Origin of the sequence: Diaphorobacter sp. JS3051 (assembly GCF_015832135.1) — a bacterium.
In the GTDB taxonomy this organism is placed as follows: Bacteria; Pseudomonadota; Gammaproteobacteria; order Burkholderiales; family Burkholderiaceae_C; genus Diaphorobacter; species Diaphorobacter nitroreducens.
The window spans coordinates 3,576,732-3,603,489 of the sequence record NZ_CP065406.1 but is presented as its reverse complement, the minus strand read 5'-3'; the positions used below and the strand labels follow the sequence as shown (position 1 = coordinate 3,603,489).

General features: G+C 62.6%; 27 protein-coding genes, 3 pseudogenes and 1 other annotated feature. Of the genes and pseudogenes, 17 read left to right on the top strand and 13 right to left on the bottom strand.

Features of this window, described 5'->3' with window-relative positions; translation table 11 throughout:
- Positions 1–80: 80 nt before the first annotated feature.
- Entirely contained in the window at positions 81–974 is an 894-nt protein-coding gene (locus tag I3K84_RS17115; RefSeq protein WP_135148454.1) for a YicC/YloC family endoribonuclease, read from the bottom strand.
- Between the two features lie 96 nt (positions 975–1,070).
- On the opposite strand from I3K84_RS17115, the gene I3K84_RS17110 reads away from it, so the two are divergent.
- From I3K84_RS17110 to hemW, 5 genes are all read left to right on the top strand, one after another.
- The gene (locus I3K84_RS17110) at positions 1,071–2,087 is read left to right on the top strand and encodes a serine/threonine-protein kinase (RefSeq protein ID WP_015912601.1); all 1,017 of its coding nucleotides are present in this window, start codon (positions 1,071–1,073) and stop codon (positions 2,085–2,087) included.
- Positions 2,084–2,986: a PP2C family serine/threonine-protein phosphatase gene (locus I3K84_RS17105; RefSeq protein WP_011804365.1), complete on the top strand. Its 903-nt coding sequence runs from the start codon at positions 2,084–2,086 to the stop codon at positions 2,984–2,986. Before I3K84_RS17110 ends, I3K84_RS17105 begins: the two co-directional genes overlap by 4 nt.
- A 76-nt stretch (positions 2,987–3,062) precedes the next feature.
- A complete protein-coding gene (gene rph, locus I3K84_RS17100) occupies positions 3,063–3,797 on the top strand; it encodes a ribonuclease PH (protein WP_196995049.1) in 735 nt (244 codons plus the stop codon).
- 45 nt (positions 3,798–3,842) lie between these two features.
- Positions 3,843–4,460, top strand: coding sequence for an RdgB/HAM1 family non-canonical purine NTP pyrophosphatase (gene rdgB, locus I3K84_RS17095; RefSeq protein WP_011804363.1), 618 nt, complete (start codon positions 3,843–3,845; stop codon positions 4,458–4,460).
- A gap of 92 nt (positions 4,461–4,552) precedes the next feature.
- Positions 4,553–5,794, top strand: a complete 1,242-nt coding sequence (gene hemW, locus I3K84_RS17090; RefSeq protein ID WP_196995048.1) for a radical SAM family heme chaperone HemW — start codon at positions 4,553–4,555, stop codon at positions 5,792–5,794.
- An 80-nt stretch (positions 5,795–5,874) separates the two neighbouring features.
- On the opposite strand, the gene I3K84_RS17085 is transcribed toward hemW, so the two are convergent.
- From I3K84_RS17085 to I3K84_RS17050, 8 genes and pseudogenes are all read right to left on the bottom strand, one after another.
- On the bottom strand, positions 5,875–6,207 hold the full coding sequence (locus I3K84_RS17085; RefSeq protein ID WP_103737365.1) for an I78 family peptidase inhibitor: 333 nt from the start codon (positions 6,205–6,207) through the stop codon (positions 5,875–5,877).
- Between the two features lie 89 nt (positions 6,208–6,296).
- The gene (locus I3K84_RS17080; RefSeq protein ID WP_047350010.1) at positions 6,297–6,764 is read right to left on the bottom strand and encodes a DUF421 domain-containing protein; all 468 of its coding nucleotides are present in this window, start codon (positions 6,762–6,764) and stop codon (positions 6,297–6,299) included.
- A gap of 18 nt (positions 6,765–6,782) precedes the next feature.
- The gene (locus tag I3K84_RS17075) at positions 6,783–7,331 is read right to left on the bottom strand and encodes a cysteine hydrolase family protein (RefSeq protein WP_172206407.1); all 549 of its coding nucleotides are present in this window, start codon (positions 7,329–7,331) and stop codon (positions 6,783–6,785) included.
- 9 nt (positions 7,332–7,340) lie between these two features.
- Positions 7,341–7,949, bottom strand: a complete 609-nt coding sequence (locus I3K84_RS17070) for a hypothetical protein (protein ID WP_196995047.1) — start codon at positions 7,947–7,949, stop codon at positions 7,341–7,343.
- 260 nt (positions 7,950–8,209) lie between these two features.
- Positions 8,210–8,832 (bottom strand): annotated as a pseudogene (locus tag I3K84_RS17065) (YdeI family protein).
- 129 nt (positions 8,833–8,961) lie between these two features.
- Positions 8,962–9,638: pseudogene (locus tag I3K84_RS17060) on the bottom strand (LysR substrate-binding domain-containing protein); the annotation flags it as partial.
- 36 nt (positions 9,639–9,674) lie between these two features.
- Positions 9,675–10,901 carry an IS256 family transposase gene (locus tag I3K84_RS17055; protein ID WP_011804356.1) on the bottom strand — a complete coding sequence of 409 codons (1,227 nt, stop codon included), beginning with the start codon at positions 10,899–10,901 and terminating at the stop codon, positions 9,675–9,677.
- A gap of 71 nt (positions 10,902–10,972) precedes the next feature.
- Positions 10,973–11,233 (bottom strand): annotated as a pseudogene (locus I3K84_RS17050) (LysR family transcriptional regulator); the annotation flags it as partial.
- Between the two features lie 111 nt (positions 11,234–11,344).
- On the opposite strand from I3K84_RS17050, the gene I3K84_RS17045 reads away from it, so the two are divergent.
- Both I3K84_RS17045 and I3K84_RS17040 read left to right on the top strand, forming a co-directional pair.
- Entirely contained in the window at positions 11,345–11,737 is a 393-nt protein-coding gene (locus I3K84_RS17045) for a Rid family hydrolase (RefSeq protein ID WP_196995046.1), read from the top strand.
- A gap of 66 nt (positions 11,738–11,803) precedes the next feature.
- Complete coding sequence (locus I3K84_RS17040; protein WP_196995045.1) at positions 11,804–12,307, top strand: hypothetical protein; 504 nt, start codon at positions 11,804–11,806, stop codon at positions 12,305–12,307.
- Positions 12,308–12,546: 239 nt separating this feature from the next.
- Here I3K84_RS17040 and I3K84_RS22460 read toward each other — a convergent pair whose 3' ends face one another.
- The gene (locus tag I3K84_RS22460; RefSeq protein WP_255352815.1) at positions 12,547–12,675 is read right to left on the bottom strand and encodes a hypothetical protein; all 129 of its coding nucleotides are present in this window, start codon (positions 12,673–12,675) and stop codon (positions 12,547–12,549) included.
- Positions 12,672–13,634: an IS5 family transposase gene (locus tag I3K84_RS17035; RefSeq protein ID WP_196995044.1), complete on the bottom strand. Its 963-nt coding sequence runs from the start codon at positions 13,632–13,634 to the stop codon at positions 12,672–12,674. Before I3K84_RS17035 ends, I3K84_RS22460 begins: the two co-directional genes overlap by 4 nt.
- A gap of 220 nt (positions 13,635–13,854) precedes the next feature.
- On the opposite strand from I3K84_RS17035, the gene I3K84_RS17030 reads away from it, so the two are divergent.
- The 4 genes from I3K84_RS17030 (at position 13,855) to I3K84_RS17015 (ending at position 17,947) form a co-directional block, all read left to right on the top strand.
- Positions 13,855–14,934, top strand: a complete 1,080-nt coding sequence (locus tag I3K84_RS17030) for an IS630 family transposase (RefSeq protein ID WP_005801445.1) — start codon at positions 13,855–13,857, stop codon at positions 14,932–14,934.
- 92 nt (positions 14,935–15,026) lie between these two features.
- On the top strand, positions 15,027–16,376 hold the full coding sequence (locus I3K84_RS17025; protein WP_196995043.1) for a site-specific integrase: 1,350 nt from the start codon (positions 15,027–15,029) through the stop codon (positions 16,374–16,376).
- A 72-nt stretch (positions 16,377–16,448) separates the two neighbouring features.
- Entirely contained in the window at positions 16,449–17,048 is a 600-nt protein-coding gene (locus tag I3K84_RS17020; RefSeq protein ID WP_049756454.1) for an AbiEi antitoxin N-terminal domain-containing protein, read from the top strand.
- On the top strand, positions 17,045–17,947 hold the full coding sequence (locus tag I3K84_RS17015) for a nucleotidyl transferase AbiEii/AbiGii toxin family protein (RefSeq protein ID WP_011804354.1): 903 nt from the start codon (positions 17,045–17,047) through the stop codon (positions 17,945–17,947). Before I3K84_RS17020 ends, I3K84_RS17015 begins: the two co-directional genes overlap by 4 nt.
- 12 nt (positions 17,948–17,959) lie before the next feature.
- Here I3K84_RS17015 and I3K84_RS17010 read toward each other — a convergent pair whose 3' ends face one another.
- Together I3K84_RS17010 and I3K84_RS17005 are read right to left on the bottom strand one after the other, a co-directional pair.
- Positions 17,960–19,174 (bottom strand): hypothetical protein, encoded by a 1,215-nt coding sequence (locus tag I3K84_RS17010; RefSeq protein ID WP_196995042.1) that lies wholly within the window; start codon positions 19,172–19,174, stop codon positions 17,960–17,962.
- Between the two features lie 86 nt (positions 19,175–19,260).
- A protein-coding gene (locus tag I3K84_RS17005) for an IS3 family transposase (protein ID WP_085947515.1) occupies positions 19,261–20,495 on the bottom strand; the annotation gives its coding sequence in 2 pieces (ribosomal slippage) (positions 19,261–20,207 and positions 20,207–20,495; 1,236 coding nt in all).
- Positions 20,101–20,217: a sequence feature (AL1L pseudoknot), on the bottom strand. (Overlaps the previous gene by 117 nt.)
- Positions 20,496–20,514: 19 nt before the next feature.
- Between I3K84_RS17005 and I3K84_RS17000 the strand changes: the two genes are divergently transcribed.
- The 6 genes from I3K84_RS17000 (at position 20,515) to I3K84_RS16975 (ending at position 26,739) form a co-directional block, all read left to right on the top strand.
- Positions 20,515–21,111 (top strand): hypothetical protein, encoded by a 597-nt coding sequence (locus I3K84_RS17000; protein ID WP_196995041.1) that lies wholly within the window; start codon positions 20,515–20,517, stop codon positions 21,109–21,111.
- Positions 21,112–21,149: 38 nt separating this feature from the next.
- Positions 21,150–21,938 (top strand): Qat anti-phage system associated protein QatB, encoded by a 789-nt coding sequence (gene qatB / locus I3K84_RS16995; protein ID WP_231403355.1) that lies wholly within the window; start codon positions 21,150–21,152, stop codon positions 21,936–21,938.
- Entirely contained in the window at positions 21,935–23,227 is a 1,293-nt protein-coding gene (qatC, locus tag I3K84_RS16990; protein ID WP_196995039.1) for a Qat anti-phage system QueC-like protein QatC, read from the top strand. Before qatB ends, qatC begins: the two co-directional genes overlap by 4 nt.
- Entirely contained in the window at positions 23,224–23,958 is a 735-nt protein-coding gene (gene qatD / locus I3K84_RS16985) for a Qat anti-phage system TatD family nuclease QatD (RefSeq protein ID WP_196995038.1), read from the top strand. The genes qatC and qatD overlap by 4 nt, the downstream gene beginning before the upstream one ends.
- Before the next feature lie 708 nt (positions 23,959–24,666).
- Positions 24,667–25,602 carry an RNA polymerase sigma factor RpoH gene (rpoH, locus tag I3K84_RS16980; RefSeq protein WP_196995037.1) on the top strand — a complete coding sequence of 312 codons (936 nt, stop codon included), beginning with the start codon at positions 24,667–24,669 and terminating at the stop codon, positions 25,600–25,602.
- 126 nt (positions 25,603–25,728) lie between these two features.
- Positions 25,729–26,739: a tripartite tricarboxylate transporter substrate binding protein gene (locus I3K84_RS16975; protein WP_196995036.1), complete on the top strand. Its 1,011-nt coding sequence runs from the start codon at positions 25,729–25,731 to the stop codon at positions 26,737–26,739.
- The last annotated feature ends 19 nt before the right edge of the window (positions 26,740–26,758 follow it).

Here is a 26,758-nt window from a genome sequence, read left to right as displayed (position 1 = left end):
GAAATGAAAAAAGCCCCGTATTTCGGGGCTTTACAGGGTGATGGCCGTCTTTGTGGAACGTCCTGAACCGTCCTGAATCACTACTCAATGTTCTGCACTTGCTCGCGCATCTGCTCGATCAGCACCTTCATGTCCACGCTGATGCGCGTGAGGTCCATGGCGGCCGACTTGGAGCCCAGCGTGTTGGCTTCACGGTGCAGTTCCTGGATCAGAAAGTCCAGCCGCTTGCCAACCTCGCCGCCTTTTTTGAGCAGGCGGGCAATCTCGTCCAGGTGCGACTGCAGCCGCGTGACTTCCTCCGCGACGTCGATGCGGATGGCAAAGGCCGTGGCCTCGGTCAGGGCGCGGTCCTGGGCCGCTTCGGGCACCACCGCGCCTTCGGCCAGCGACATGGCCTCCTTCCAGCGCTCCATGAAGCGCTGGCGCTGCTGCTCCACGAGCTGCGGAACCAGCGGCACCGCCTGGCGGGCCAGCTCGCGCAACTGTGCGATGCGCTCCTGCAGCATGGCGGCCAGGCGTTCGCCCTCGCGTTGGCGCGCGGCCACCAGGTCGTCCAGCGCCTGCTCGGCCGCGCGCGCTGCCGTTTCGCTCCAGTCCAGCGCGGGGGCGCCGGCATTGGCGCACAAGCGCAGCGCGTCGGCCACCGAAAGCGGCCTGGCGTCGGGCAGCCACGAACGCACCGCATCCTGCACCGCGCCCACCCGTTGCAAGATGCGCGGGGATGGTTCGGCGAGCACGGCGGAGTCGTCGTTGTCCACGAAAGCGCGCACCTCGACCTTGCCGCGCTTGAGGCGCTGCGTGAGCAGGGCGCGCAGCGCCGGCTCCTGGGCGCGCAGTTCATCGGACAGGCGGAAAGACAGGTCCAGAAAACGGCTGTTGACCGCACGTATTTCCAGGCCCAGGCGCCGTACGGGCCCGTCCTTGTCGTCCCCTGCAGTAGCCACGCCGCGCTGCACGCTGGCGTATCCGGTCATGCTGTAAACTGCCATTGGACTTTTCGGTGGTTGGTTGCTTGCGATCCAGCGATTATCCGGGTTCCCCACCCGCGCCCACGACTGCCTTCGCTTCCTATGTCAAAAATCAAGCCGGCCCCCCTGCCCCCCGACACCGCCATTGGCGGCTACCGCGTGGTGCGACGGCTGTCCTCCGGTGGTTTTGGCGTGGTGTACCTCGCCATTGACGCCGAAGGCCAGCAAGTGGCCATCAAGGAATACCTCCCCGCTTCTCTGGCTACGCGTGCACCGGGCGAACTGCTGCCCAAGGTGCCCCCCGAGAAGCTCTCGCTCTACCGCCTGGGCCTCAAGAGCTTCTTCGAGGAAGGCCGTGCGCTCGCGCAGATCTCGCACGCCTCCGTGGTGAGCGTGCTCAACTTCTTCCGCGAAAACGAGACCGTCTACATGGTGATGAACTACCTGGAGGGCGCGACCCTGCAGGACTTCATCATCACCGCACGCGACCTCAAGACACAGAAGGTGTTCCGCGAGTCCACCATCCGCTCGCTGTTCGATGAGGTGCTGCGCGGCCTGCGCATCGTGCACCAGCACAAGATGCTGCACCTGGACATCAAGCCCGCCAACATCTTCATCACCGACGACAACCGCGCGGTGATGATCGACTTCGGCGCCGCGCGCGAGGTACTCTCCAAAGAGGGGAACTTCATCCGCCCGATGTACACCCCCGGCTTTGCTGCGCCCGAGATGTACCGCCGCGACTCGCAGATGGGCCCCTGGACGGACATCTACGCCGTTGGCGCCTGCATCTATGCGTGCATGCAGGGATTTCCGCCCAACGAGGCGCCGCAGCGCCAGGAGAAGGACCGCCTGTCGCTGGCGCTGAACAAGCTGCGCGGCGTGTATTCGGACAACCTGATCGAGGTGGTCGAATGGTGCATGGCGCTCGATCCGCTGTCGCGCCCGCAATCGGTGTTCGCGCTGCAAAAGGAGCTCAGCCGCGAGGGCGAGCGCCGCTATACCAAGCTGTCGGTGGCCGAGAAGATGCGCATGCAGCTCGACACCCTGGTGTCGGACACCAAGAAAAACGTGCAAAAGGTGGGCGAAGCCACCGGTCTGGGAGCGCGGCCTAAATGAAGTTCTCTGTCTTTCAGATCAGCCGCCGCGGCGGGCGCGAGAAGAACGAAGACCGCATGGGGTACTGCTACACGCGCGAGTCGGTGCTGTTCGTGCTGGCTGACGGCATGGGCGGCCACCCGGAGGGCGAGGTCGCCGCGCAGATCGCCATCCAGACGGTCTCCGCGATGTTCCAGCGCCAAGCCAAGCCCACGCTGAAGGACGTGCAGGAGTTCCTCTCCACCGCACTGCTGGGCGCGCACCATCAGATCCTGCGCTATGGCACCACCAAGGACATGCTCGACACGCCGCGCACCACGCTGGTGATCGCCGTGGTGCAAGACGGGCGCGCCAGCTGGATCCACTGCGGCGATTCGCGCCTGTACCTCGTGCGCGGGGGCGAGCTGCTCATGCGCACGCGTGACCACTCCTACCTGGAGTTGCGCAACGCCGCCATCGCCGGGCTGGAGCGCGTGAACCGCAACGTGCTGTTCACCTGCCTGGGCTCTCCCACCAAGCCGCTGTACGACGTGGCCGGCCCCGTGCTGCTGGAGCAGGGTGACCGCATCCTGCTGTGCTCCGACGGCCTGTGGGGCGCGCTGGACGACGAGACCATCGCACGCCAGCTGGGCCGCCAGACCGTCTCCAACGCCGTGCCCGACCTGGTCGAGGACGCCCTGCGCAAGGCCGGGGACGGCAGCGACAACGTGACCGTGGTGGCCATGGAGTGGGAAACCCCCGACACGTTCGAGTCCACCCAGGGCATTTCCACCGACAGCATCAGTGACGACGTGTTCGCCTCCACCATCCAGGCCGGCCCGCTGGAGAGCTTTGCGGACGACCTGGACGACGAGACCATCGAACGCTCGATCGCCGAAATCAACGAAGCCATCCGGCGCTCTGCCGCGCGCAAGCTGTAGGCCGCGGCCCGGGCGCACCGCCTCCTCCGCTCTCCGCCAGGAGCGCGGGGAGCCCCTTCTTTGACCTGGACCTGCCATGAACACCACCCCCTTTGCCCGCAGCGGCGGCCGCGCCCTGGACCAGCTGCGCCCCATCCGCATCACGCGCCACTACACCATGCATGCCGAGGGCGCGGTACTCATCGAGTTCGGCAACACGCGCGTGCTGTGCACCGCGTCGGTCGAGGAGAAGGTGCCGCCGCACAAGCGCGGCAGCGGCGAAGGCTGGGTGACGGCCGAGTACGGCATGCTGCCCCGCTCCACCCACACCCGCAGCGACCGCGAGGCCGCGCGCGGCAAGCAAAGCGGACGCACGCAGGAGATCCAGCGCCTCATCGGCCGCAGCCTGCGGGCAGTCTTTGATCTCAAAGCCTTGGGTGAGCGCACGATCCAGATCGACTGCGACGTGATCCAGGCCGACGGCGGCACACGCACCGCCGCGATCACGGGCGCCTGGGTGGCGGCGCAGGACGCGGTCAACACCCTGCTGGCTGCGGGCAAGATCAGCGCATCGCCGCTCACCGGTGCGGTGGCCGCCGTGTCCGTGGGCATCGTGCAGGGCCAACCGCTGCTGGACTTGGAATATGTGGAGGACGTGGCCTGCGACACCGACATGAACGTGGTGATGACCGGCGCCGGCCACTATGTGGAGGTACAAGGCACAGCCGAGGGCGCGACCTTCTCGCGCCAGGAAATGGACCAACTGCTGGCGCTGGCCGAGAAGGGCATCGCCGAGCTGGTCGCCCTGCAACGGCAGTCGCTACGCAATTGATAGCTTTTTGCGCTTAGTTGATATGCGCTAAAGACCTTTTTGACCATGAAACTCGTACTCGCCTCCAACAACCGCGGCAAGCTCGCCGAACTGCAGGCCATGCTGGCCCCGCTGGGCGTGCAGCTCATTCCCCAGGCCGAACTGGGCGTGGGCGAGGCCGAGGAGCCGTTCCACACCTTCGTCGAGAACGCACTGGCCAAGGCCCGCTTTGCCAGCGCCCACACCGGCCTGCCCGCGCTGGCGGACGACGCCGGCCTGTGCGTGCAGGCCTTTGGCGGTCAGCCCGGCGTGCAGACGGCCTACTACGCCACGCAGTTCGGCTACGACAAGGGCGACGCCAACAACGTGCGCGCGCTGCTGGAGCAGATGCAGGGCATCGACGACCGCCGCGCCGCGATGGTCAGCACGCTGGTGGCCGTGCGCAGCCCGCAGGACCCCGAGCCACTGATCGCCGTGGGCCGCGTGGCCGGCGAGATTGCACGCGCGCCGCGCGGCACGGGCGGCTTCGGCTTTGACCCGGTGATGGTGCTGCCCGCCTTCGGCAAGACCTTTGCCGAGCTGCCGCCCGAGGTGAAGAACGCCCACAGCCACCGCGGCCGCTCGTCGCGCCAGATGCTGGAGCTGATGCGCGAGCATTGGTTTGCCGGAACCTCAGAAAGGTGAGCGGTTAGCGCTTGCCAGATAAGGGGTTCAATGTCTTTTGATACTGAAACGGTTGTCAGGCAATCGCCAGCAGCTATGGTTTTTAGACTCGTATGACCATCCCCATCCTCCCCGCCGCGCAGTCCGGCGCGCCGCTGCGCGACGTGCAGCACTACATGCGCCCTGGCCTGCTGCAGCTGTCCAGCCTGCCGCCGCTGTCGCTGTACGTGCACCTGCCGTGGTGCCTGCGCAAATGCCCGTACTGCGACTTCAACTCGCACGAGGCGCGCGGCGTGGGCGGCGATGGCAGCGTGCCCGAAGCGCGCTACATCGACGCCCTGCTGGCCGACCTGGAGGCCGCCCTGCCGCTGATCTGGGGTCGCACGGTGCACAGCATCTTCATCGGCGGCGGAACGCCCAGCCTGTTTGCACCCGAGTCCATCGACCGGCTGCTGGGCGACATCCGCGCGCGCCTGCGGTTGGACGCGGGCTGCGAGATCACGCTGGAGGCCAACCCCGGCACGTTCGAGAAGGAGCGCTTTCGCGCCTACCGCGGCGCGGGGGTCACGCGGCTGTCCATCGGCGTGCAGAGCTTCAACGACCGGCACCTGCAGGCGCTGGGCCGCGTGCACAACCGCGCACAGGCGCTGGCCGCGGTGGAAGAGGCCGCACAGGCCTTCGACACCTTCAACCTCGACATCATGTACGCCCTGCCCGGCCAGACGCCGGCCGAGCTGGACGAGGACATGCGCACCGCGCTCGCGCTGCAGCCGCCGCACATCTCCATCTACCACCTGACCATCGAGCCCAACACCTACTTCGCCAAGTACCCCCCACCGCTGCCCGAGGACGATGCCGCCTATGCCATGCTCGACCGCATCACCGAACTGACGGGCGCGGCAGGCCTTGCACGCTACGAGGTATCGGCCTATGCACGCGAGGGCCACCAATGCGTGCACAACCGCAACTATTGGCAGTTTGGCGACTATCTGGGCATTGGCGCGGGCGCGCACAGCAAGCTCAGCTTTGCGCACCGGGTGGTGCGCCAGGTGCGCCTGCGCGATCCGCAGCTCTACATGGCCGGAGCACTCGCAGGGCGCGCCATCGCGCAAGACGACGACGTGCGCCGCGCGGACCTGCCGTTCGAGTTCATGCTCAATGCGCTAAGGCTGCAGGAGGGTTTTGCGCTGCAGGACTTCACCGCCCGTACGGGCCTGGCGATCACGGCCATAGCCGCTGGCCTGCAGCAGGCCGAGGCGCAGGGCCTGATCACGCGCGACATGGAGCGCGTGCGTCCCACGCAGCGGGGCTTTGACTTTCTGAGCGACCTGCAGGCGCTCTTCCTGGCGGACTGAGCGGGCGCCGAAAGCACACCGACGAAGCGTGCCCGGTCACAGCCGCGCACACTTCATCGGCGCCACATTCCTCCGGCTGATCAGCCGCAGCGCACGGCAGTGATCTTGCCGCTGGCGTCCACCTCCAGGTTGAGACGCTGACCATCGAACTCCTTGGTGATCATCTGGCCCGGGCGCAGCACGCGCGCCAATCGCGCGCCGGAGCGCACGCGCGCGTCCTCCACCACCTTGGCCGTGGCATTTTTACCCACCGCCGCCTGCGCGCCCTGGGCGTTGCATTCACCGCCCACCGGGGCCGTGCTGGCGCCAATGGGCGCGGGCGCCGGGCTGCTGCCCGGTCCGATCGACGAACAACCTGCCATCATCAGCCCCACCACGGCCACGGCGCCGCCTGCCTTTAAGAAATAACGCATGCCTGTTGCCTCCTGCTCCGAAAAATGCAGCACCATACCGCAGCCGCGGTGCACGGGCCGTCACCATCGGTAACCCGGCGGCGACGGGGCTAATCCTCGCGGTGCTTTTGCACGCTCAAGCTGCCGTCGGCTTCCAGGAAGAGGTAGCGCATGTCCTTCCTGTCGCAATCGGCCTCGCGCAACGCCCGCTCCACGTCGTTCTCCGATACGCGATGCCGCTTGCGCACCGTGTCAAAGACATGCCCATTGCGCCCCAGCAGGATCGCCTCGCCCTCCAGCAGTTTCTCTGCCATGCGAAAGCGGGCCGTGAGTATCCCCACCAGGATATTCAATCCGATCAGCACCAGGCAGACGATGAGACCGCCCCACAGCGACTGGTCCTTGCCCGTCATGGACGGGCCCGCGGCCTCGCTGACCAACATCACCACCAGCAGGTCGAACGGCGTGAATTGCCCAACGGTGCGCTTGCCGCTGACACGCATGAGGGCCAGCAGCAGGCCGTAGACCATGGCGGCGCGTAGCACCAGCTCCGCGGCGGGTAAGTCCAGGTTGAACATGGCGGTCGCTCCGGTCAGTCAGCGTGCAGCCGCCCGTACCGCAGGCCGTACGGCGCACTTGAACACCTCATGCAATTGCCGCAGGGCCCCCGTCTTGCGGTGTTCCGATTCCGCGGCGGTGCAATCCGACGGCACCCACACCTTGTAGCCCAGCATGCGCGCATCGGTGGCCGTCAGCATCACGCACATGTCGGCGGCCAGGCCCACGATGATCAGCTGCTCGGTCTGCATCTTGTCCAGCAAATGCTGCAAGGGAGTCGAATGGAACGCCGAATGCTGTGGCTTGAGGATCACCAGATCCTGCGGCGCGGGCGCAAGCAGGCAGGCCGTGAGAATGTCACGGAAGTCGCTGTGCCACGTGCCGTAGTTGTCGTTGGCATAGATCGCCGTGACCCCGCGCCGCGCCAGGCGTGTCTTCAACCGCGCAATGGCGTTCGCGGCGCGTACCGCTCCCGGCAGCAGGTCTGCCGCTGTAGAGAAATTCAGCGGATTGATCACATCCACCAACAGCAGCACGTGTTTGCTGCGCGGCAGCGGCGTGCGGCGCAATGCGGCGGGGCGCGCCACGCAGCCTCCTCAGAGCATCGCGTCGCGTTGCTGCTCCGCGCGCGACGCGCCAATGGCCGTCTCTACCTGTTTGACCTCTTCCGGCGGAGGCAGCACCGCCGGCATGCCCAGGCTTGCAATCCACAGCTCGCGGCACCAGCCCTTGGTGTGGTACAGGTGGTGATCCTCGTCTTTCTCCACGCGCTCGTGGGCATCTTTCAGGGCGCGACCGACATCCCCGGTCGCCACCTCTGCCACCTTGCCCAGCAGTTCCCAGTTGGCGTGGTCCTTGGTCTCGGCATGCACCACGCATTCACAGGCGACCAACTGGGCCTGCGCAGGATTGCCGGCCTGCCGGGCCAACTCGATCGCCTTGACCAGCGAATCGCCGATGTGCTTGACCACCAGGCGCGAAGGCGCCACCTCTTCGGGGTCGATTCCCAGCTTTTCGCAGGTCGTGCGTACCACGTTTTGGTGCGATAGCGTCTCGTCGAGGTAGCCCTCCCATTCCTTCTTGAGGTCTTCATTGGTCGCGCAGTCGATCGCTGCGCGGTACACCTGCTCACCACCCAGCTCGGTTTCCATCATCTGCAACAGCAGATCCTTGAGCTGGGCTTCGTCATAACGTGGCTTGGGCATGGGTCTTCTCCAGGTTGTGGGGTTGGAATGCAAGAGAAGCCCATGGTGTGAGGCGGACCGGTCCCGCGCCGTAGGCAACGGCCTATTTGCGCGTAGTGCGATTTCCGAACAACGCAGCCGCGCAGCCGACTGCCGTTGCGTTGATCGGCAGTGAAAAAACAAACCCCGCTATCAACGCGATAGCGGGGTGTGCTATTGGGGACTGGTAGTGCTTAAAGGACTGGAGCCGACAGCAAGCCGGTGCACCATGCGCGTGGCATTCACTCTCGGGCGCGGGCGCGGGCTTTGAAAAGGTGGATAGTTTCGCCGCGTGCGAGCATATCAACCAACTGGGCGATACGTCTGGCGCGCGTTTCTGCTTTCACGGCTTTCTGGATACGCCACAGTACCGCGTAACGATTGGCCGCATTGATCGTTGCAAAGAAGGCTTTGGCCTTTGCGTCAATTCCAACGCGGCCAACGGATCCTCGGGTACGGTAGACGTACGAGCGCTGTCATAAGCCCGTGCCCAGCGCCCATCGGCCTTGGCCGCTTCGATCTGGGCGTAGCCAGGCGCCTGCATGCGGCCCGCCACTATGAGTGCCTCGACCTTGTCGATGTTGACTTTCGACCAAATGCTGCGCGCGCGCCGCGGCGTGAAACGCTGGAGGTAGTGCTGATCGTCGAGAGCTTTTTTCTGACCGTCGATCCAGCCCCAACAGAGTGCGATTTCCAACGCCTGGGGGTAAGTAACGCTGGGTTCTTGAGCGCCCTTTTTCGCAATCTTGAGCCAGAGGCCGCCCGAAGCGGCATGGTTCTTCCTCAACCATGCATCGAAAGCCTTGGCGCTCTTGAACGAGGCCGGGGCAGATTCAAGTTGAATGCTGGAGCTGGCGACAGTCATCAATCAGAGTGTGCCCCAAGAGCGCCGCTTGTCGTTATGGCCAGAGAAGCTGTGAGCTGCAGGTCGTGCCGCCGCACCCGTTAGCTGCCAGGTGGCGCAATCCTCTGGCGCAGTCCAACGCCTCTCCTCTCAGCGCCGATGCGGAACCGCCCCGGACAGCGGAGCATGCGTCTTCATCAGTTCAACCATCCAATCCATGAACACCCGCAGCCGAGCGCCCATATGACGGTTGGGAGGAAACGCGATATACAGCGGCATCGGCGCAATGGACCAGTCCTCAAACAGCGGCGCCAGTTCACCCCGCGCCAGATGCGGCGCTGCCATGTACTGAGGCAACCAGAGCGCCCCCAGACCAGCAACGCCTGCCGCCAGGTAGGCATTGCCATCATCGGTGGCAATCGCGTAACGGCCCATCACGCGCACTTGTTCGTCACCGCGGTGCAATACGCAGGATAAGACGCGTCCGGTGCTTGATCCCAGAAAGCCCACGATGTGGTGCGGTGCGGCCTCCAGGTTCTTGGGGTGCAAGGGCATTCCGGCATTCGCCAAGTATGTAGGTGCCGCATACAGCCCCATGGAAAGATCGCCTACATGCCTTGCCACAAGCGAGGCGTCGCCCGGCTCACCTCCCGCACCACGCAATCGACGTTTTCATCGATCAGATCGACCACTCGGTCACTTACACCCATGTGCAGCTGGATGTCCGGATAGCGCGCATGGAATGCAGCAAAAGCCGGAACAAGGACCATGCGTGCCAGAGGGCTGGGCACGTCCACCCGCAGGCGGCCTTGAGGCGCGCTTGAGGCGGGCGTGTCCGAATTTTTGTGTAAACGGTTCGGACTTCAGTTGACGGAGATGCGGTCTCCGAACTGAATGGTAAAGCGGGTCAGCGCAGCCTTCCAATCCCGGATGGGCATGGTCCACTTCTGGCTGATGTTGCGCAGGGCCAGGTAGAACAGCTTGCTCAGCGCCTCATCGCTGGGGAATGAGCCCCGGTTCTTGGTCAGCTTCCTCAGGCCCATGTTCACCGACTCGATGGCATTGGTGGTGTAGATGACCTTGCGGATTTCCGGCGGGTAGTCAAAGAACGGGGTCAAGCGGCTCCAGTTCCTGCGCCAGGACTGGCCGATGGGCAGGTACTCGGCATCCCATCGGGCCTCGAACTCTGCGAGCATCAGTTCGGCCTCCTCGGCGGTGGCGGCCGTGTAGATACGGCGCAGGTCGGCCGCCACTTCCTTGCGGCGCTTCCATGAGACGTAGTTCAGGCTGTGACGCACCATGTGAACGATGCACAGTTGCACCACCGCCTTGGGGAAGACTGCCTCGATGGCGTCAGGGAAGCCCTTGAGCCCATCGACGCAGGCGATGAAGATGTCCTGCACGCCCCGGTTGCGCAACTCGGTGACCACCTGCAGCCAGAACTTGGCGCCCTCGGTCTGGGCCAGCCACAGGCCCAGCACCTCCTTGTCGCCCGTCATGGTGATGCCGATGGCCAGGTACACCGCCTTGACCCGCACCGCGCCCTCGCGCACCTTCACATGGATGCAGTCCAGATAGACGATGGGATAAATCGGCTCCAGCGGTCGGGCCTGCCAGGCCTTGACCTCGTCGGCCACGGCATCTGTCACCGAGGAAATCAGGCTGGGTGAGACCTCGGTGCCGTACATCTCTTCGAGGTGGGCCTGTATCTCGCGCACCGTCATGCCACGGGCGTACAGCGAGATGATTTTGTCGTCGAAGCCGGCCCAGCGGGTCTGGTGCTTGGGGATGAGCTGAGGCTCGAAGCTGCCATGGCGGTCGCGTGGCACTTCGATGGGCAATTCGCCGAACTCGCCCTTGAGGGTCTTCTTGCTCTTGCCGTTGCGGGTGTTGCCAGCGGGGTTGGCCACCGCCTCGTTGCGTTCATGGCCCAGGTGCTCAGTCAGCTCAGCGTCCAGGGCTCGCTCGACCAGCAGCTTGGTAAGTTGCTTGAGCAGACCGTTCTCGCCGATGAGGTCTTCGGGCTTCTTGTAGTTGGCCAGCAGGCCAGACAGCAGTTCTTCGGGTACGTCGTGTTTCTTGGTGTTCATTGTGCTTACGGACAGGCCGGCTTACGCCGGCGGTGGATTGTCCGTTTACACAAAATTCTGCACACCCTCCTTGAGGCACTGATCAGACTGGTCTCCGCATCATCCAGGTCACCCAACAGACGCACGACACGCTCGTAATAGGCGGCACCTTCGGCTGTCACGTTCACTTTGCGGGTGGTGCGGTTCAAAAGCCTGACCCGTAAACGCGCTTCCAACTGCTGCACAAGCTGAGTTACCGTAGTTTTGCTCATGTGCAGCGTTTGAGCGGCCTAGGTAAAGCTGCGTGTCTCTACCACGCGAGCAAAGGCCACCATAGCGTCGAAACGATCCATAGAGGTCAGGAGATTGTCCAGATTCTGCAAACAGTCTTGATGATACTTTCCTGTTTATCCGAACAGATACAGTGCCTACAGTGGGTTCTTTTATCCAATGAAAGATGTCCCATGCCTCCACGCGACGTTGTCTTCCCGCCAGGCCGCCAAGCTCTTTACGAGAAGAACCGCTACTCACCAGCGATCCGGTCCAACGGCTTTCTATTCGTCTCGGGCCAAGTGGGCAGCCGTGCAGATGGCACGCCAGAGCCCGATCTGGAATCTCAAGTCCGCCTCGCCTTCACTCACCTGAACGCTGTGCTGGAGGCAGCCGGGTGCAGCTTTGACGACGTAGTCGACGTGACGGTGTTCGTAGTGGACCCCGAGAAGAATTTCGAGCGCATTTGGCAGATCGTGCCGGACTATTGGGGCAATGCCCCCTATCCCACGCTGACCGGTATCGGCGTAACCTGGCTTTACGGCTTCCAGTTCGAAATCAAGGTAATCGCAAAGCTTCCAAGCTAAACACTGAGTCCTTGGGGCAACGTGGGCAAGGTAACCTTCGCCTCCAACGAGCAACGGGGGGATAGCATGTCCAATTTCACAGATTACTTGTCGGCGTTCTCTGGTGCGGTGAGTGCGGCAGCCGCTTACTGGGCTTGGAAAACCGCAACCGAGGCGCACCAGTTGTCGAAGTTTGTGACTGCGAAAGCCGAACAAGACAAATTCACGCTGGAACTGGAGCGGCTCACATTGGCCGCCGCTGAAATTGAAGCCGAAGCGACAAACCTCTATTTCCTCGCTGGCACCACTCGCGTTACAGCCACGTCCCGCGCTGTGGCGCTTAGCGGCATGTCGAACAACAGGTTCCAGCTTTTTATAAAACGTCTCGATGAGGAAATAGCCGGTGCGCTTGAAGCGACGACACGCGCAGCATTCTTTAGAGAGCAATCCACGACCGGTTGCAAAGGGAACCTAGAGACGGCGCGAGACATGCGAATTCAGGCCACAGAGCTTTGCATTGCGCTTCGCGGAAAAATACGGTCCCTCGAAGTCGAGCGCACGGGCTGGGTTCACGACGCCCCCAGCAACTGACCACTGACGGAAATTGCGCTCCAACGGCTACATGGTGGCTACATGACCCGGGAAACAAAAAACCATGCTACCAAAACGATAGCAGGGTTTCCTTTATCTACTTGGTAGGGCGTGTTGGACTTGAACCAACGACCAAAGGATTATGAGCATGGTTACGGCTAATGTTGTTTTTCGCCACTCGTCGCCATCTGCGGACAACGGACGTTAAGGATGCCCTGAATAACTCGAATGCGTAAGTGCTACAAGGTCACCGGTTTCAGATAGTGCGATGGATGGCGTTTAGCCTGGGTCTTCGCACCACTTTCCACGCCCTTGCGGGCCATCTGCACCGCCTTTGCGGCCATTTGCCTGATTTCAGGGGCACTCATCCCTGCGCCTCCAGCAATTGATGGCGCACCATCCAAAGATTGGACAGCGCAAACAGCGTCTTGAGCTGCAACGTGTTCTTCTTCAATCCCCGGTAGCGCACCTTGGTGTATCCAAACTGTCGTTTGATCACCCTGAAGGGATGCTCCACCTTGGCACGGATGCTCGCCTTGATCTTCTCCACTTGGTCTATCAGCGCGTCAACGGGGTTGTTCTCTTTGTCCAGCGCTCTGCGTTTGCCTGGGCGCATCGCGATGTGCCACCGCACTGCCTCCTTGGCATCCGGGCGCTTGTCGATACCTTGGTAGCCCGCATCACCAAACCCGTCTGTCTCCTGCCCGTGCAGCAAGCTGTTGCCCTCTACAACGTCGGCCACGTTACCCGAGGTGCCTATGACGGTATGCACGAGTCCCGAGTCCGCATCCACGCCGATATGGGCCTTCATGCCAAAGTGCCATTCGTTGCCCTTTTGGCTCGAATGCATCTCTGGATCGCGCTTTCTGTCCTTGTTCTTGGTAGAGCTAGGCGCTGCGATCAGTGTGGCATCGACCGCAGTGCCTGCCTTGAGCAGCAAGCCCTGGGCTGCCAGAAGCTCGTTGACAGTGGCCAGAATCTGCTCGGCCAGCTTGTGTTTCTCCAGCCGATGACGAAACCTCAGGATGGTGCTCTCGTCAGGCACCCTCCCATGGACATCAAGACCTGCAAACTCCCGGTAGATCGGGGTGTCAAAGAAGGCCTCTTCCATCGCCAGATCTGACAGGGTGAACCACTGCTGCATGCAGTGGATGCGCAGCATGGTCTCCAGGGCAAAGGGTGGGCGGCCGTTCTTGCCTTCTGGGTAATACGGCGTGATGAGCTCGACCAACGCAGCCCAGGGAACCACCAAATCCATCTGGATCAGCAGTTCTTGCTTGCGGGTCTTTTTGGTGCTCAGTTTCAGGTCAAGGCTGCTTTGCTTCATGGGCGGGGAGGATGCCATGACTTCCTGGCTTCTAGCAGACTGCGTTCGGGGTTTTGCAGGATTTCCTTAACAACCTCAACAGCCCTGCGGGTCAAACGGCAAGTCTCGGTAAACCGTGACCGGCCTCGATCAACGCTCGGCTAGTGTGGTGTCTCAAAAATAGATAGAACTATTTTGACCGGTGTTGGTCGAATCAGCTTCCTTATAGGAGACTACGCTGATGGCCCACCCTGGACGCCCCGCCACGAAGCTGCAGATCACCGATGCCGAGCGCGCAGAGCTGCATGCGCGACTGCGCGTACGCAAAGCGCCCGAGGACGAGAAGCTGCGCATGCGAATCGTGCTGGGCTGCGCAGATGGGGAGTCGGGCACCATGATTGCCCAACGCTTGGGCACGACGGTGCAAACTGTCTCCAAGTGGCGGCGGCGCTACCGGGCGTATCGTCTGGCGGGTTTGACCGATGCCCCGCGCGCTGGCCGCCCGCGCAGTGTGGGCGACGAGCAGGTTCAGCTCATTGTGGACAAGGTTCGCCAGAGCAAGCCTGACAACGCCACGCACTGGAGCGTGCGCCAGATGAGTCGGCACGCTGGCGTATCGCCCGCGACGGTGCAGCGCATCTGGCATGCCTTTGGGCTGAAGCCGCACCTGCAAGAAACCTTCAAGCTATCGACGGATCCCCATTTCGTGGACAAGGTACGGGATGTGGTGGGGCTGTATATGGCACCACCCGATCGCGCCTTGGTGCTGTGCGTGGACGAGAAGAGCCAGATCCAGGCTCTGGATCGCACCCAACCAGGGTTACCACTGACGTTTGGCAAACCCAGCACGCGCACGCACGATTACAAGCGCCATGGCACAACGTCGCTGTTTGCAGCGCTGGATGTGGCCACTGGCAAAGTCATAGGACAGCTCAAGCGCCGTCACCGCAGTGTGGAATTCCTGCAGTTCCTCAAAGCCATCGATGCAGCGGTGCCTGGCGAACAAGACATCCACCTGATCATGGACAACTACGGCACGCACAAGACGCAGGCAGTGCGGGCCTGGCTAGCAGCCCATCCTCGCTACCACGTTCACTTCACGCCCACCTCAGCGTCCTGGCTCAATCTGGTCGAGCGTTTCTTTAGCCAGATCAGCGAGCAGTGGATCAAGCGCAGCGCCCACACCAGCGTTGCTCAGCTGGAGCAATCCATACGGGAATACATTGATCGTCACAACGAGGATCCCAAGCCGTTCGTGTGGCATAAAAGTGCGGACACCATCTTGGCATCTGTGGCGCGGGCAGCGAGTACCATTATTTGATGATTACTTTTGAGACACCACACTAGCAAGCGTGCGATCTATCTCTGCAAAAGGCACGGGGCTCGTAGCCACCGCGTAGCAAGATTTCCCGCATGCACAAAGACCAACCGACCCCCAGCAACCGCCTAAATTTCACCAAGCGCGCCCTCGACCGGCTGACGCTGCCGTCCGAAGGTGTGGCCTACTTCTACGACACAGACACCAAAGGACTCGCGATCAGCGTCGGCAAGACCGGCCGGAAGAGTTTCTTGCTCTACCGACGCATCCAAGGCAGGCCAGAGCGCATCAAGATCGGGCGCTACCCGGATGTGAGCATCGAGCAAGCTCGCAAGACGGTCGCGGCGCTGAATGCAGACATCGCGCAGGACCTCAACCCTGCCGAGTCGATGCGCGAACGACGCAGCGAGATAACGCTGGCCGACTTCTTCAAGGTCTACTACGAGCGGCACTCGTCCGTCCGCAAGGTGTCCCACAAGGAGGACATCGAAAAATTCGAGCGCCACATCGACACGAACAGGTACGGCGTCAACCTTGCAAAGCTGCGGCTGTCAGACATCACGCGCGCTCAGCTGATCTCCCATCACGCAAAGATGGGCCACATCCCGACGACGGCCAACCGCGTGATTGCACTCATCAGCTCGATGTACAGCCGTGCCATCCAGTGGGGCTACTTCGACGGCAATCATCCTTGCCGGGGAATGGACAAGTACAGGGAGAAGTCCCGCTCAAGATTCGTACTCCCCGATGAGATGCCCCGCCTCATGCTGGCCATGGAGCATGAATCGAACGAGCTGGTGCGTGACTTCGTGAAACTCGCCCTGTACACGGGAGCACGCCGCAGCAACGTCATGTCGATGCAATGGCCGGATGTTCACCTTGAACGCAAGGAATGGAACATCGAGAGAACAAAGAATGGCGAGCCACAGACCGTGCTGCTGACCCCCGAGGCCATCGAGGTTCTGGAACGAAGAAAGAAGGCTGCCCAAAGCAGCGATTCTCTTTTCGTGTTCCCTGGTTCCGGCGAATGCGGTCATTTGGTGGAGCCACGAGGGGCTTGGGAGCGCATGCTGGCGCGCGGCACGGCGTTGGGTTTGGTGGAGGCATTGACGGAGAAGGCAACGGCCAAGACCTTCGACTACCAACTGGCCCTGGAAGAGGCCATCGACTTCCCGGCCCAGACCATCGAACGCTACACGCCGTTGGCGGAGAAGCACGGACTGCACTTGCAGCACTACGAGATGCGTGACCTGCACATCCATGACCTGCGCCGCACGCTGGGCTCTTGGCTGGCCAGCAGCGGCACCAGCCTGCCCATCATCGGCAGGGTTCTGAACCACAAGACCCCGGAAGCCACCAAGGTCTACGCTCGATTGATCGTCGCCCCGGTTCGCAACGCCATGGAAGAAGCCACGGCGGCCATGCGCAAGATCGGCGAGCAGTAGAACCACGGCGCGGGACTGATTGAATTTCGCATCACTTGAATAAAAGTAATGCGGATATTAAACTACCCCCTCATGAACCAGTCTGACCACATCCTCGAACTGGCCCGGCACCGGCGCGTGCTGCGGGCAGCGGATGTGCGCGAGCATGGCTGGTCACCGCAGCTGCTGATCCGGCTACACCAGGCCGGAAAGCTGCAACGGCTGGGCCGTGGCCTGTATGGACTGCCCGATGCTGAAGTCACCGAGCACCAGACGCTGATCGAGGTCTGCCAGCGCGTGCCCAAGGCAGTGCTGTGCCTGCTGAGTGCGCTGCAATTTCATGAGATCGGCACGCAACTGCCGCATGAAGTGTGGATTGCGCTGCCCGAAGCGACACAGACCCCGGCGCTGAGCTACCCCACGCTGCGCATCACGCGCCTGCGCGGCACCGCCTACAGCAACGGTATCCAGACCGTGACCGAACACGGTGCCCCCATCCGCGTGTACAGCGCCGCCAAGACCGTGGCCGACTGCTTCAAGTTCCGCAACAAGATTGGCCTGGACGTGGCGCTGGAGGCGCTGAAAGATGCATGGCGCAGCCGCAAGGTCACCATAGCCGAACTGAGCCACTTCGCCAAGATCAACCGGGTCGACCGTGTCATGCAGCCCTATCTGGAGGCGGTGACGCAATGACCGGCAACCTATCCGCGTCGATCCTGGCCCGACTGCTGACCCTCGCCAAACAGCGCGGCGACGACTACAACCTGCTGCTGAACCGCTACGGCATGGAGCGCCTGCTGGCCCGCGTCAGCACGTCCCCGCATGCTGACCGCTTTCTGCTCAAGGGCGCCCTGCTCTTTGCGCTGTGGTACGACACCCCGCACCGCCCGACGCGGGACGCTGACTTGCTGGGCTTTGGCCCTGACGACGAGGCGAACCTGATCGCCACTTTCCGCGACATCGCCGCCATGGACCTGGGCGACGGCATCGTGTTTGACCCCGAATCCGTGAAGGCCGACGCCATTCGCGAGGACAACACCTACGGCGGCACCCGCATCACGCTGGTGGCACGCATCGGTTCCGCACGCTGCGCCCTTCAGATCGACGTGGGCTTCGGCGATGCCGTCACGCCGGGGCCACAGACGGTGGCTTACCCGACTCTGCTGGGTGACTTCCCAGCCCCCACGCTGCGGGTCTATCCGGTCTACACCGTGATCGCAGAGAAATACCAGGCCATGGTGATGCTGGGGCAAGCGAACAGCCGCATGAAGGACTTCTTCGACCTGGCGGTGATCGCACGGCGCACGGAACTGGACGGTGCCACACTGGCAGCAGCCATTGCCGCCACCTTTGCCCGACGCCAGACCGCCCTGCCCACCGGGCGGCCCTTGGCACTGACCCAGCAGTTCAGCGAAGACGCCGCAAAGCTGCGTCAGTGGCAGGCCTTCCTGAACAAGAACCGCATCGAAGCCGCGAGCCTGGGCGAGACCGTCGCACTGCTGGACGACCTGCTGTGGCCACCGACGCAGGTCGCCACCGCCAGCAGTCAGGCAACGGCCACTTGGCGCCCTGAAGCCCTGCGCTGGGTCTAAGCGCCAAGCCGTTCATGCCCTCTCGGCAAACAGCCCGGCGAAATCGTCATGCCAAAAGGGACTTTCGCGTTTCGGGAAAACATAGGCGGAGCCCCCACTGTCAGTCACGCCACCAGCAGCGGGGCGTAGTCCTCCTTTGCTGATAAACCCAACCCCAATGACATGGTCCCGGCCGTGGCTGGCCAGAAATTCACTGACCCGAACGCGAAGGGCCGTTGGTGGCTGATCGCCAGCTCCATCCTGCTGAGCAAGGTCCAACAACGATTCCGCCTCCAGCCCGTCGAGGCCCAACAGGAACATCCCGGCTCTTTGTCCAGACAGCTGCCTGTTGGCCGACCGGGACAGGGTGTCAAACGTGTAGGTCAGCAGAGAGTCGTCTTGCGCGCTCTGAAGCACTAGGACGATGGCGCCTCCACTCTTTCGACCAACGATCAGAGCCTGCCTGTTTGTCGTCCCGGTAATCGTATCGACTTGGTCTCTTGAGATCACGGGCCGCCCGTCGTCTCCAACATCTCCAAGCAGAAGGGGATCGAATTCATGAATTCGCAGATTCGCCCCATCCAACTGGCAGTTGCTGACGCCAGACAGCACATGACGAACCAATGATTCCGCCAACTTCCGACGTTCCAAGAAGTTCCCTGGCATGCGCCCATCAAGGGTCAGTACAGCCGCGACACCTACTTTCAGCCCTTTCCCAAGAGCATCCAGCTTGGGCGCCACAAGTGCGCAGAAATCCAAGGCGTCACGCTTTGGAATTTTGCGCCCTTTGTCATCGGAGATAGATTTGCACTCGATTTCAAGCCCTTGTGGTCCGAGAGCCGGGATCAAGAGATCCATCGTGCCTCCCCCGGTCACTTCGGGCCATTGAACTTCGAGACCACGTCGAAGGAAGTGAGTCGCGGCCGTCAGCTCCAGGCGCATGCCGCGCAAGTCATCAGGGTTCTTCAGCGCACCGTGAACACGGCGCACCAGCTGGGCTCGCTGGGGGCCGGCGGAGGATTCAGCAATCGACAGTATCTGAGCGGCAAAGGCCATGCACGGATACAGCGGGCTGATGTCCATCTGGTGCACGGGCAACCGGCCATACTTCTTCGTGAGTTCGGACGCCGCCTGCAAGCCAAAAGCAAACTCATTCTCTTGGAGCAGGTGCTCCCTCAGCAGCTTGTTGCCTCGGATATCGGCCTTGAGAAGGTCAACTCGCTTCTTCCAGTGCTGCGCACCGACCAAGTCACTGAACCGCTCAAAAACTGACGGGACGTCCCCGGTATATAGCTCGACCTGAACCGCCCCGGCTTTCGAGGAGGCCGATTGGTTTAAGTTGACACTTCTGTCGAGGTGTCGCTGGCGGCGAGTTGCCTCCAGTAGTTTGCCTCAGCTTCTGCCGGAGGGATGCCCCCAATCGGCGTGAGCAGTCGGACGTGGTTGAACCAGTGCACCCATTGCAGGGTGGCCAGTTCCACGGATTCCCTGGTCTTCCAAGGTCCCCGGCGGTGAATCAACTCGGCCTTGTACAGACCGTTGATGGTCTCGGCCAGCGCGTTGTCATAGCTGTCTCCCCTGCTGCCCACCGAAGGTTGTATGCCCGCCTGGTCCAAGCGTTCGGTGTAGCGGATGCTGACGTACTGACTGCCCCTGTCGGAATGGTGCGTCAAGACATGGGCCGCTGGCTGGCGTTCGTACAGAGCCTGCTCCAGGGCATCGAGCACGAAGTCCGTCTGCATGCTGCGACTGACGCGCCAGCCCACGATGCGCCGAGCGTACACATCCACCACAAAGGCCACATACAACCAGCCTTGCCAGGTGGAGACATAGGTGAAGTCCGACACCCATAGCTCGTTGGGACGGCTGGCATGGAAGTGCCGGTTGACGTGGTCCAGCGGGCACGGGGCCGAGGTATCCGGCGTGGTGGTGCGCACCGCCCTGCCACGGCGTGCCCCTTGCAAGCCCATGGCACGCATCAGACGCTCGACCGTGCAGCGCGCCACCACGATGCCCTCGCGGTTCATCTGCAGCCAGACCTTGTCGGCTCCGTAGACCTGCCAGTTGGCGTGCCACACGCGCTGAATGTCGGCCTTCAAACCCTCGTCACGCTGGGCGCGTGCACTGCGCAGTTGCGCGTTGCGTTGCCGGGCTGCGTGGCGCCAGTAACACGACGGGGCCATCTGCAGCGCCCGGCAGATGGGCTCGACCCCGTAGTCATCACGGTGGCGGTCGATGTAGGCCTTCACGACTTGAGTCGGCGGTCGAGCTCCGCCTGCGCGAAAAACGCGCTGGCCGTCTTCAGGATGTCGTTGGCCCGGCGCAATTCTTTGACCTCACGCTCCAGTTCCTTGATGCGCTGCGCATCCGAGGTGGTGGTGCCGGGGCGCTGGCCGCTGTCGACCTCGGCCTTCTTGACCCAGTCGTTCAAGGTCTGTGGCACGCAGCCAATCTTGGGGGCAATCGATTCAATCGCTGCCCACAGCGACGGGTAGTCGGCTCGGTGCTCCTGCACCATGCGCACGGCGCGCTCGCGCACTTCCGGGGAGAACTTCGGTGACTTGTTCATAGCTCCATCTTCTCAAGTGTTGGAGCCTCCTCAAAACCCGGGGCGGTTCAAGGCGACGTTCCTCGCTAGCGTAGAGAAGGCGGCCCAGGCCGCAGAGAAGTACGAGCCGCCGCATCCGTCCTGGACTGGTGACTTCTATGAGCAGTGGGTCAGACTGAATCCACAGCTCGCGACAAAAGACCTACGGCCCATCCTCCATCTCAGCCGAGACCGCAGCTTGGGTCTGGCGGCCTACGACGAGTTGTCCGCAGAAGCCAAGAAGCTGCTGGAGGCCACCATGGAGGCAACCGAGGTGTCGAAGCTGCTTGTGCCTAGATTGGCGGCCCTTGGCGAGGGAGATGTGTCACGAATCCTGAACCGGGCGGTGCGCAAGGCGCGAGAGGACCAGTGGCAGGAGGAAGACATCGTTCGATGCCTGAACTGCACTGACGCTCATCCGCAGCTGGGAGCTCAGCTCGCATCGGTGTTCGCCGAGATTCCGGGAAACAAGCGCCATGTGGCACTGATGCCGTTGCTTCGGCAGAGGGATTGGGCTCACGCCCTGCTTAGCAACTGGGCGGAGGACTCCGAGACGTTGGCCAGGTCGCGCCAGTACCTCCAGAAGGGAGCGAAGTAATGGGCACGTCCACCTCAAGTGCAGGACCAGGGTCCGGCGTGAGCCTTGATCCACCGTGGCTCGATGACGTTGCCGGGGCGATTGGCGGCGGAGGGTCGGTTCCCCCTGGGGACGCGGAACCCGCAGTTTCACCTCCGGGTGCAGCTGGTGTCGCGCCGCCGGCCCGCTACGGGGATGCCCGTCGGGAGATGGGCAAGTTCCTCAGGAACGGTGACTCGCAGCACCTTCGCAAGGCCTTGGGGCACTACTCGCGGCGCGGAAGTGGCGGAGCGCAGGCTGCGTCGAGCCGGATGCGCGCCTCCACTCGAGCCGGGTCGTCGCTTTTCTCATTCCTGAACGCGGCAAGCCAAGGCGCGTCCAGCGAAGCTCGCCAGTGGGTTGAGAACCTACAAGCCACTAATCCGTCGGCTGAAGACGTGGTGGACGCAATCGTCCGTGAGCTGGCGCCGGCAGGTGGAAGCCCTGACGAAGAGTCATTCCGTGACGCTATGGCGCTTGCGCTGCACGAGCTACTGAGGGACGACACCAGCGTAGACCCCTTGGCAATGAACGTCAGCGACATTTGGGAGCTGATGAAGGGGTACCTGGCCATCGAAGCCGCCAATCGTCTGTGTTTCGACTTGGGGCCCATCTTCGAGAGCGCTCAGATTGACCCAACAACTGTCGTGATTCGTGAGCGAGAGATGAGGCGCTTCCTCAAGAACGAGATTGGTCTGCACATAGACATGTTGAAAGGCACGGTTGCGAACCCAACGCGGAACCAGCTCGACGCGATTCTTCAGGAGGCGTTGAAGATGACGTTCGAGCTCTTCGAGGCGGACCTATGACCAGGGTTTTTTGTGCACCTAAGGACGCCATCCCCGAGGATCGTTCCGCCGATGTCACGTACTTCTCGATGTACGGGCACGATGGACTCCCGGACGTCAGCATCGTGGGCGCTTCGCTCATAGAGGACATCAAGCGCGCAGGTGTCGAACCTGGTGCAGCAAGTTGGGACTTCCTCACCCTTGCCCTTGCTGTCAACGCCGCTGATCACGCCGTAGAACGCAGCCCGTCGGCCGATGGCTGGACGCGTGTAATTGAACTGGAAGTGGTTCTATACGAGCCCGCACCGTTCGCGGAGCTGACGGACGACATCGAGCAGACGCTACGATTTTTGACCGGCGACTTCTGGCACATCAGCTTTCTGGAGGGAGGCTACCCGCCGCCGATTCCCAAGCATCGCGTGGTCCATGACGCGGACTGCGTATCGCTTCTCTCCGGTGGGTTGGACAGTCTGGTTGGGGCGCTCGACCTGACCGCGGGTGGGCGTTCCCCCGTCTTCGTCTCACACATTGCCAAGGGTGACTCGGAAACTCAAGTCCTCTACGCGCGAACACTCGGCGGTGGCGATCGCCATCTTCAGTGGAATCAGAACATCTGGCTAAAACCGCAACGCGATGGAGAAGGTTCCACGCGTGGCAGGTCTATCGTGTTCTTCGCATTCGCAGCGCTCGCGGCTGACAGCCACGCCGACGCCACTGGCAGTAATGCGGTCGATGTGGTCGTTCCGGAGAACGGTCTTATCAGCCTGAACGTCCCTCTGAACGCCGGACGTGTAGGTAGCCTGAGTACGAAGACCACCCACCCGGTGTTCATGCGTCGACTTCAGGCCATCTGGTCGCGCCTAGGCATCCCAGCCAGCCTTCAATTGCCGTACGCAGCGGTGACGAAGGCGGAAATGATGGAGCGCTGCCTTGATAGGCCTCGCCTTTCCGAGCTGGCAGGGCAGTCGACGAGTTGCGGTCGGTATGCGGTGTATGGGTTGCAACACTGTGGTCGCTGCGTCCCCTGCCTTGTACGAAGGTCAGCCTTCTTATGTTCGGGCATTGCCGACACAACCCCCAAGGCCTACCACTTCACCGATCTGAAAGCCGCTCAACCTGAACGTGGCGCCAACGATGTGGCCGCTGTCGCGGCTGCCGTGATGAAGGTTGAGGAGAGCGGCGTGCGCGCTTTCACTGCGGGACAGTTTGCTGCTTTCGCGAGCCCCATCGAGCGCGTAGCGTTCGAAGGCGTTGTTGAGCGTGGGCTAGCCGAACTGGGCCGCCTTCTTCGCTATCACCAAGTCCTGTGATTGACTTCCACTCCCATCTCGACCTGTACCAGAACGGGCTAGTGCTGGCGCGCGAGACCAACACACGCAACAAGTTCACGTTGGTTGTCACGACCAGTCCGAGGGCCTATGTGGCCACCTCGCGTGTGTTCGCAGGACTGGAGAACATCAAGGTCGGCGTTGGACTGCACCCGGAGGTCGCGTCGGCCAAGGCCATGGAGCTCGATCAGCTCGTCGGCAGTGTTGCGAACGCACGGTTCATCGGCGAGGTTGGACTGGATGGCTCGGTGCGATTTCGGGCGAGCCTTGCTTTGCAGGAACGCATCTTTCGAGCAGCTCTTGCTGAGTGCTCGAGACAAGGGGGGCGAGTCATCAGCGTTCACTCCCGCGGAGCGGCTGGACGGACGGTAGAGCTCCTTGCTCAAGCCGGCTCGGTTGGCTTGCCTGTCCTGCACTGGTTCTCAGGCGGACTCACGGAACTCCAAGCGGCGATAAGGTTGGGATGCTGGTTTAGCGTAGGGCCGGCGATGTTGGCTGGTGAAAAGGGGCGGGGTCTAGCGGCAAGGATGCCGATTGACAGGGTGCTGCCTGAGACCGACGGTCCCTTTACGTTAGATGGTTCAGCGCCTTTAAAACCTTGGGACGCATGGAAGGTGTGCAGCGAACTGGCGGAGGTTTGGTCCATGTGTACCGCAGGAGTTGAGGACCAGTTGACGGCCAACTTAAATCGGTTACTCGTTAACCACGCTTGAAATCGCACCGCGAGTAGTTTTCAGACTATCAACAGCCGGTCGGGTGCCTGCGTCATTCGCAACCACGCCCGCGCTCATGGACATCCGCCGTGTTGATGATCGTTCGCCCGGTTTCGGCTTGAGCCGACGTTCACCTGCCAACACTGAGCGGCTGCAATCAGCCTAAACCTATCCGATCGCGACTCGTCCACTGGCACGCACTGTCACTCCTTTGCCTCACGAACGAGCAACCCGTAGGAAACGGGTAGGGGCGCCGTTGCTCCCAGTTCTTGGACCGGCAACGAAAGGGGAAATTTCTCACCAATTTCCTCCCAATGACCGAACAGAGAAAGCAAGCACTCACAAACAATGTGCATTCAACTGGTGGCTAGACCGCATTGCGGAGCAATCAACGCGCGATTCGCGGCTCTAAGGGGTGGGGTAAAAATTTCTGAAAATTGCTTAAAAAGAAGGCTGAGAAGATAGGCGAAACGTCACCAGTAAGAAAATTCCCATTGAAAATCAAATAGTTACGCGATCTTTTCGCGCCCCAAAAGTACAAAACTCAATGAGAAAAATACAAAACTCGAGTGGAATCGACACCTGCGTTTTAAGGGCCGTCGTTGCGCCTCTTGGTGGTTATTTCCTACATCCGTAGGGGAACTATGCCTTTAGCACTCTATCCAATGGAGTGCTAATATGATTTGCATGAAAGAAAGGACTACCGATATGGCACTCCAGACTGCAACCTCCGTGACGACCCTCGCGCCCGCGAACCCGTGGGCGCTGGTTCCCCCGCTGGGCAACCTGGATGCCTATATCTCCGCCGTCAACCGCCTTCCCCTGCTCACGCAGGAGGAGGAGCAGCGCTACGCGCGCCAGCTCAAGGATGACAACAATGTCGAGGCTGCCAGCCGCCTGGTGTTGTCGCACCTGCGCCTGGTCGTGTCCATCTCGCGCCAGTACCTGGGCTACGGCCTGCCGCATGGCGACCTCATCCAGGAGGGCAACGTGGGCCTGATGAAGGCCGTCAAGCGCTTTGACCCTGACCAAGGCGTTCGCCTGGTGAGCTACGCCATGCATTGGATCAAGGCCGAGATCCACGAGTACATCCTGAAGAACTGGCGCATGGTCAAGGTGGCAACGACCAAGGCGCAGCGCAAGCTGTTCTTCAACCTGCGCTCCATGAAGCAGGGCTTCAAGGCCGACGCGCTGGACGCCGACACGCACCGCGAAACCTTATCCGATCACGAGATCGACCTGGTGGCCGAGCAGCTCAACGTGAAGCGCGAGGAAGTCATCGAGATGGAAACGCGCCTGTCCGGTGGCGACGTGCTGCTGGACCCCGCTCCCAGCGACGACGGCGAGCAGGCCTTTGGCCCCATCGCCTACCTCGCCGACGCGGGCCATGAGCCCACCGCCATGATCGAGGCGCGCCAGCGAGACGCGCTGGCCACGGACGGTATTGCCACCGCCCTGGACAGCCTGGACGCACGCAGCCGCCGCATCGTGGAGCAGCGCTGGCTGCAGGTGAACGACGATGGCTCGGGCGGCATGACACTGCACGAGTTGGCGGCCGAGTACGGCGTGAGCGCGGAGCGCATCCGCCAGATCGAGGTGGCCGCCATGAAAAAGATGAAGAAGGCCCTGGCCGAATACGCCTGAGCCGTCGCCCAGCAGCCCGGATCGCGGGCAGATAATCCAGGCGCGCAGCCCTCACCGGCTACGCGCCTTTTTCTTTGCCGGCGGGGCCGCACCTGGCTGCCTGGCCCAGACTGGAGATCGCCACCCATGTTCCCCCACCCCCTCGCCCGCCGCGGCCTGCTGGCACTGGCCCTGGCTTCGGCCTGTGGCGCCGCCATGGCCCAGAAGGATGCCGCGCCCGCCACCCCCGGCTGGCCCGCCAAGCCCCTGCGCATCATCGTGGGCTTCCCACCGGGTTCTTCGCCCGACCTGACGGCGCGCACCTTCTCCGAGCCACTGTCCCAGGCCCTGGGCCAACCCGTGGTCGTGGAAAACAAGGTGGGTGCGGGCGGCAACATCGGCGCCGATGCGGTCGCCAAGGCGCAGGACGGCCACACCATCGGCCTGTTCATCAACGGCAACCTGACGATCGCCAAGCTGCTCAACGCGCACGTGCCCTACGACCCCATGAAGGACTTCGCGCCGCTGTCGCTGATCGGCGTATCGCCCCTGGTCCTGACCGCTCCCGTAAACCAGCCCGACGTGCCCGCGGGCGCCGACGCACGCGCCTTCTTGCAGGCCGCGCGCACCGCGGGCGACCGCTGGAGCTACGGCACCCCCGGCGTGGGCACCGTAGGCCACCTGGGCACCGAGCTGCTCAAGGCGCGCACCGGCATTGCACCGGTGCACGTACCCTACCCCGGCTACCCGCAGGTAGCCACCGCCATGCTGGGTGGCCAGTTGCAAATGGCGCTGCTGCCGCCCGCGCTCGCGCAGGCCCAGGCACGGGCGGGCAAGCTGCGCCTGATCGGCGTGACCTCCGCGGGCCGCAGCACGCTGGCGCCTGAGGTGCCCAGCCTGGCGGAGGCCGGCGTGCGCGATTTCCAGCTGGAGATCTGGAACGCCTTTGCCGCACCCGCGTCCATGCCCGCCCCGGTGCGCGCACGGCTGTCCCGCGTGATCGGCGAGATCGCCCGCAGCCCGGAAGTGCGCGCCAAGCTGTTCCAGCAGGGCTGGCAGGCCATTGGCTCGTCGGCCGAGGGGCTGGCCAACCGGATCCAGGCCGACACGGCCACCATGAGCCGCGTCATCCGCGAACAGGGCATCCGCGCCGAGTGACCGCGCAGCGCGGCGGCCA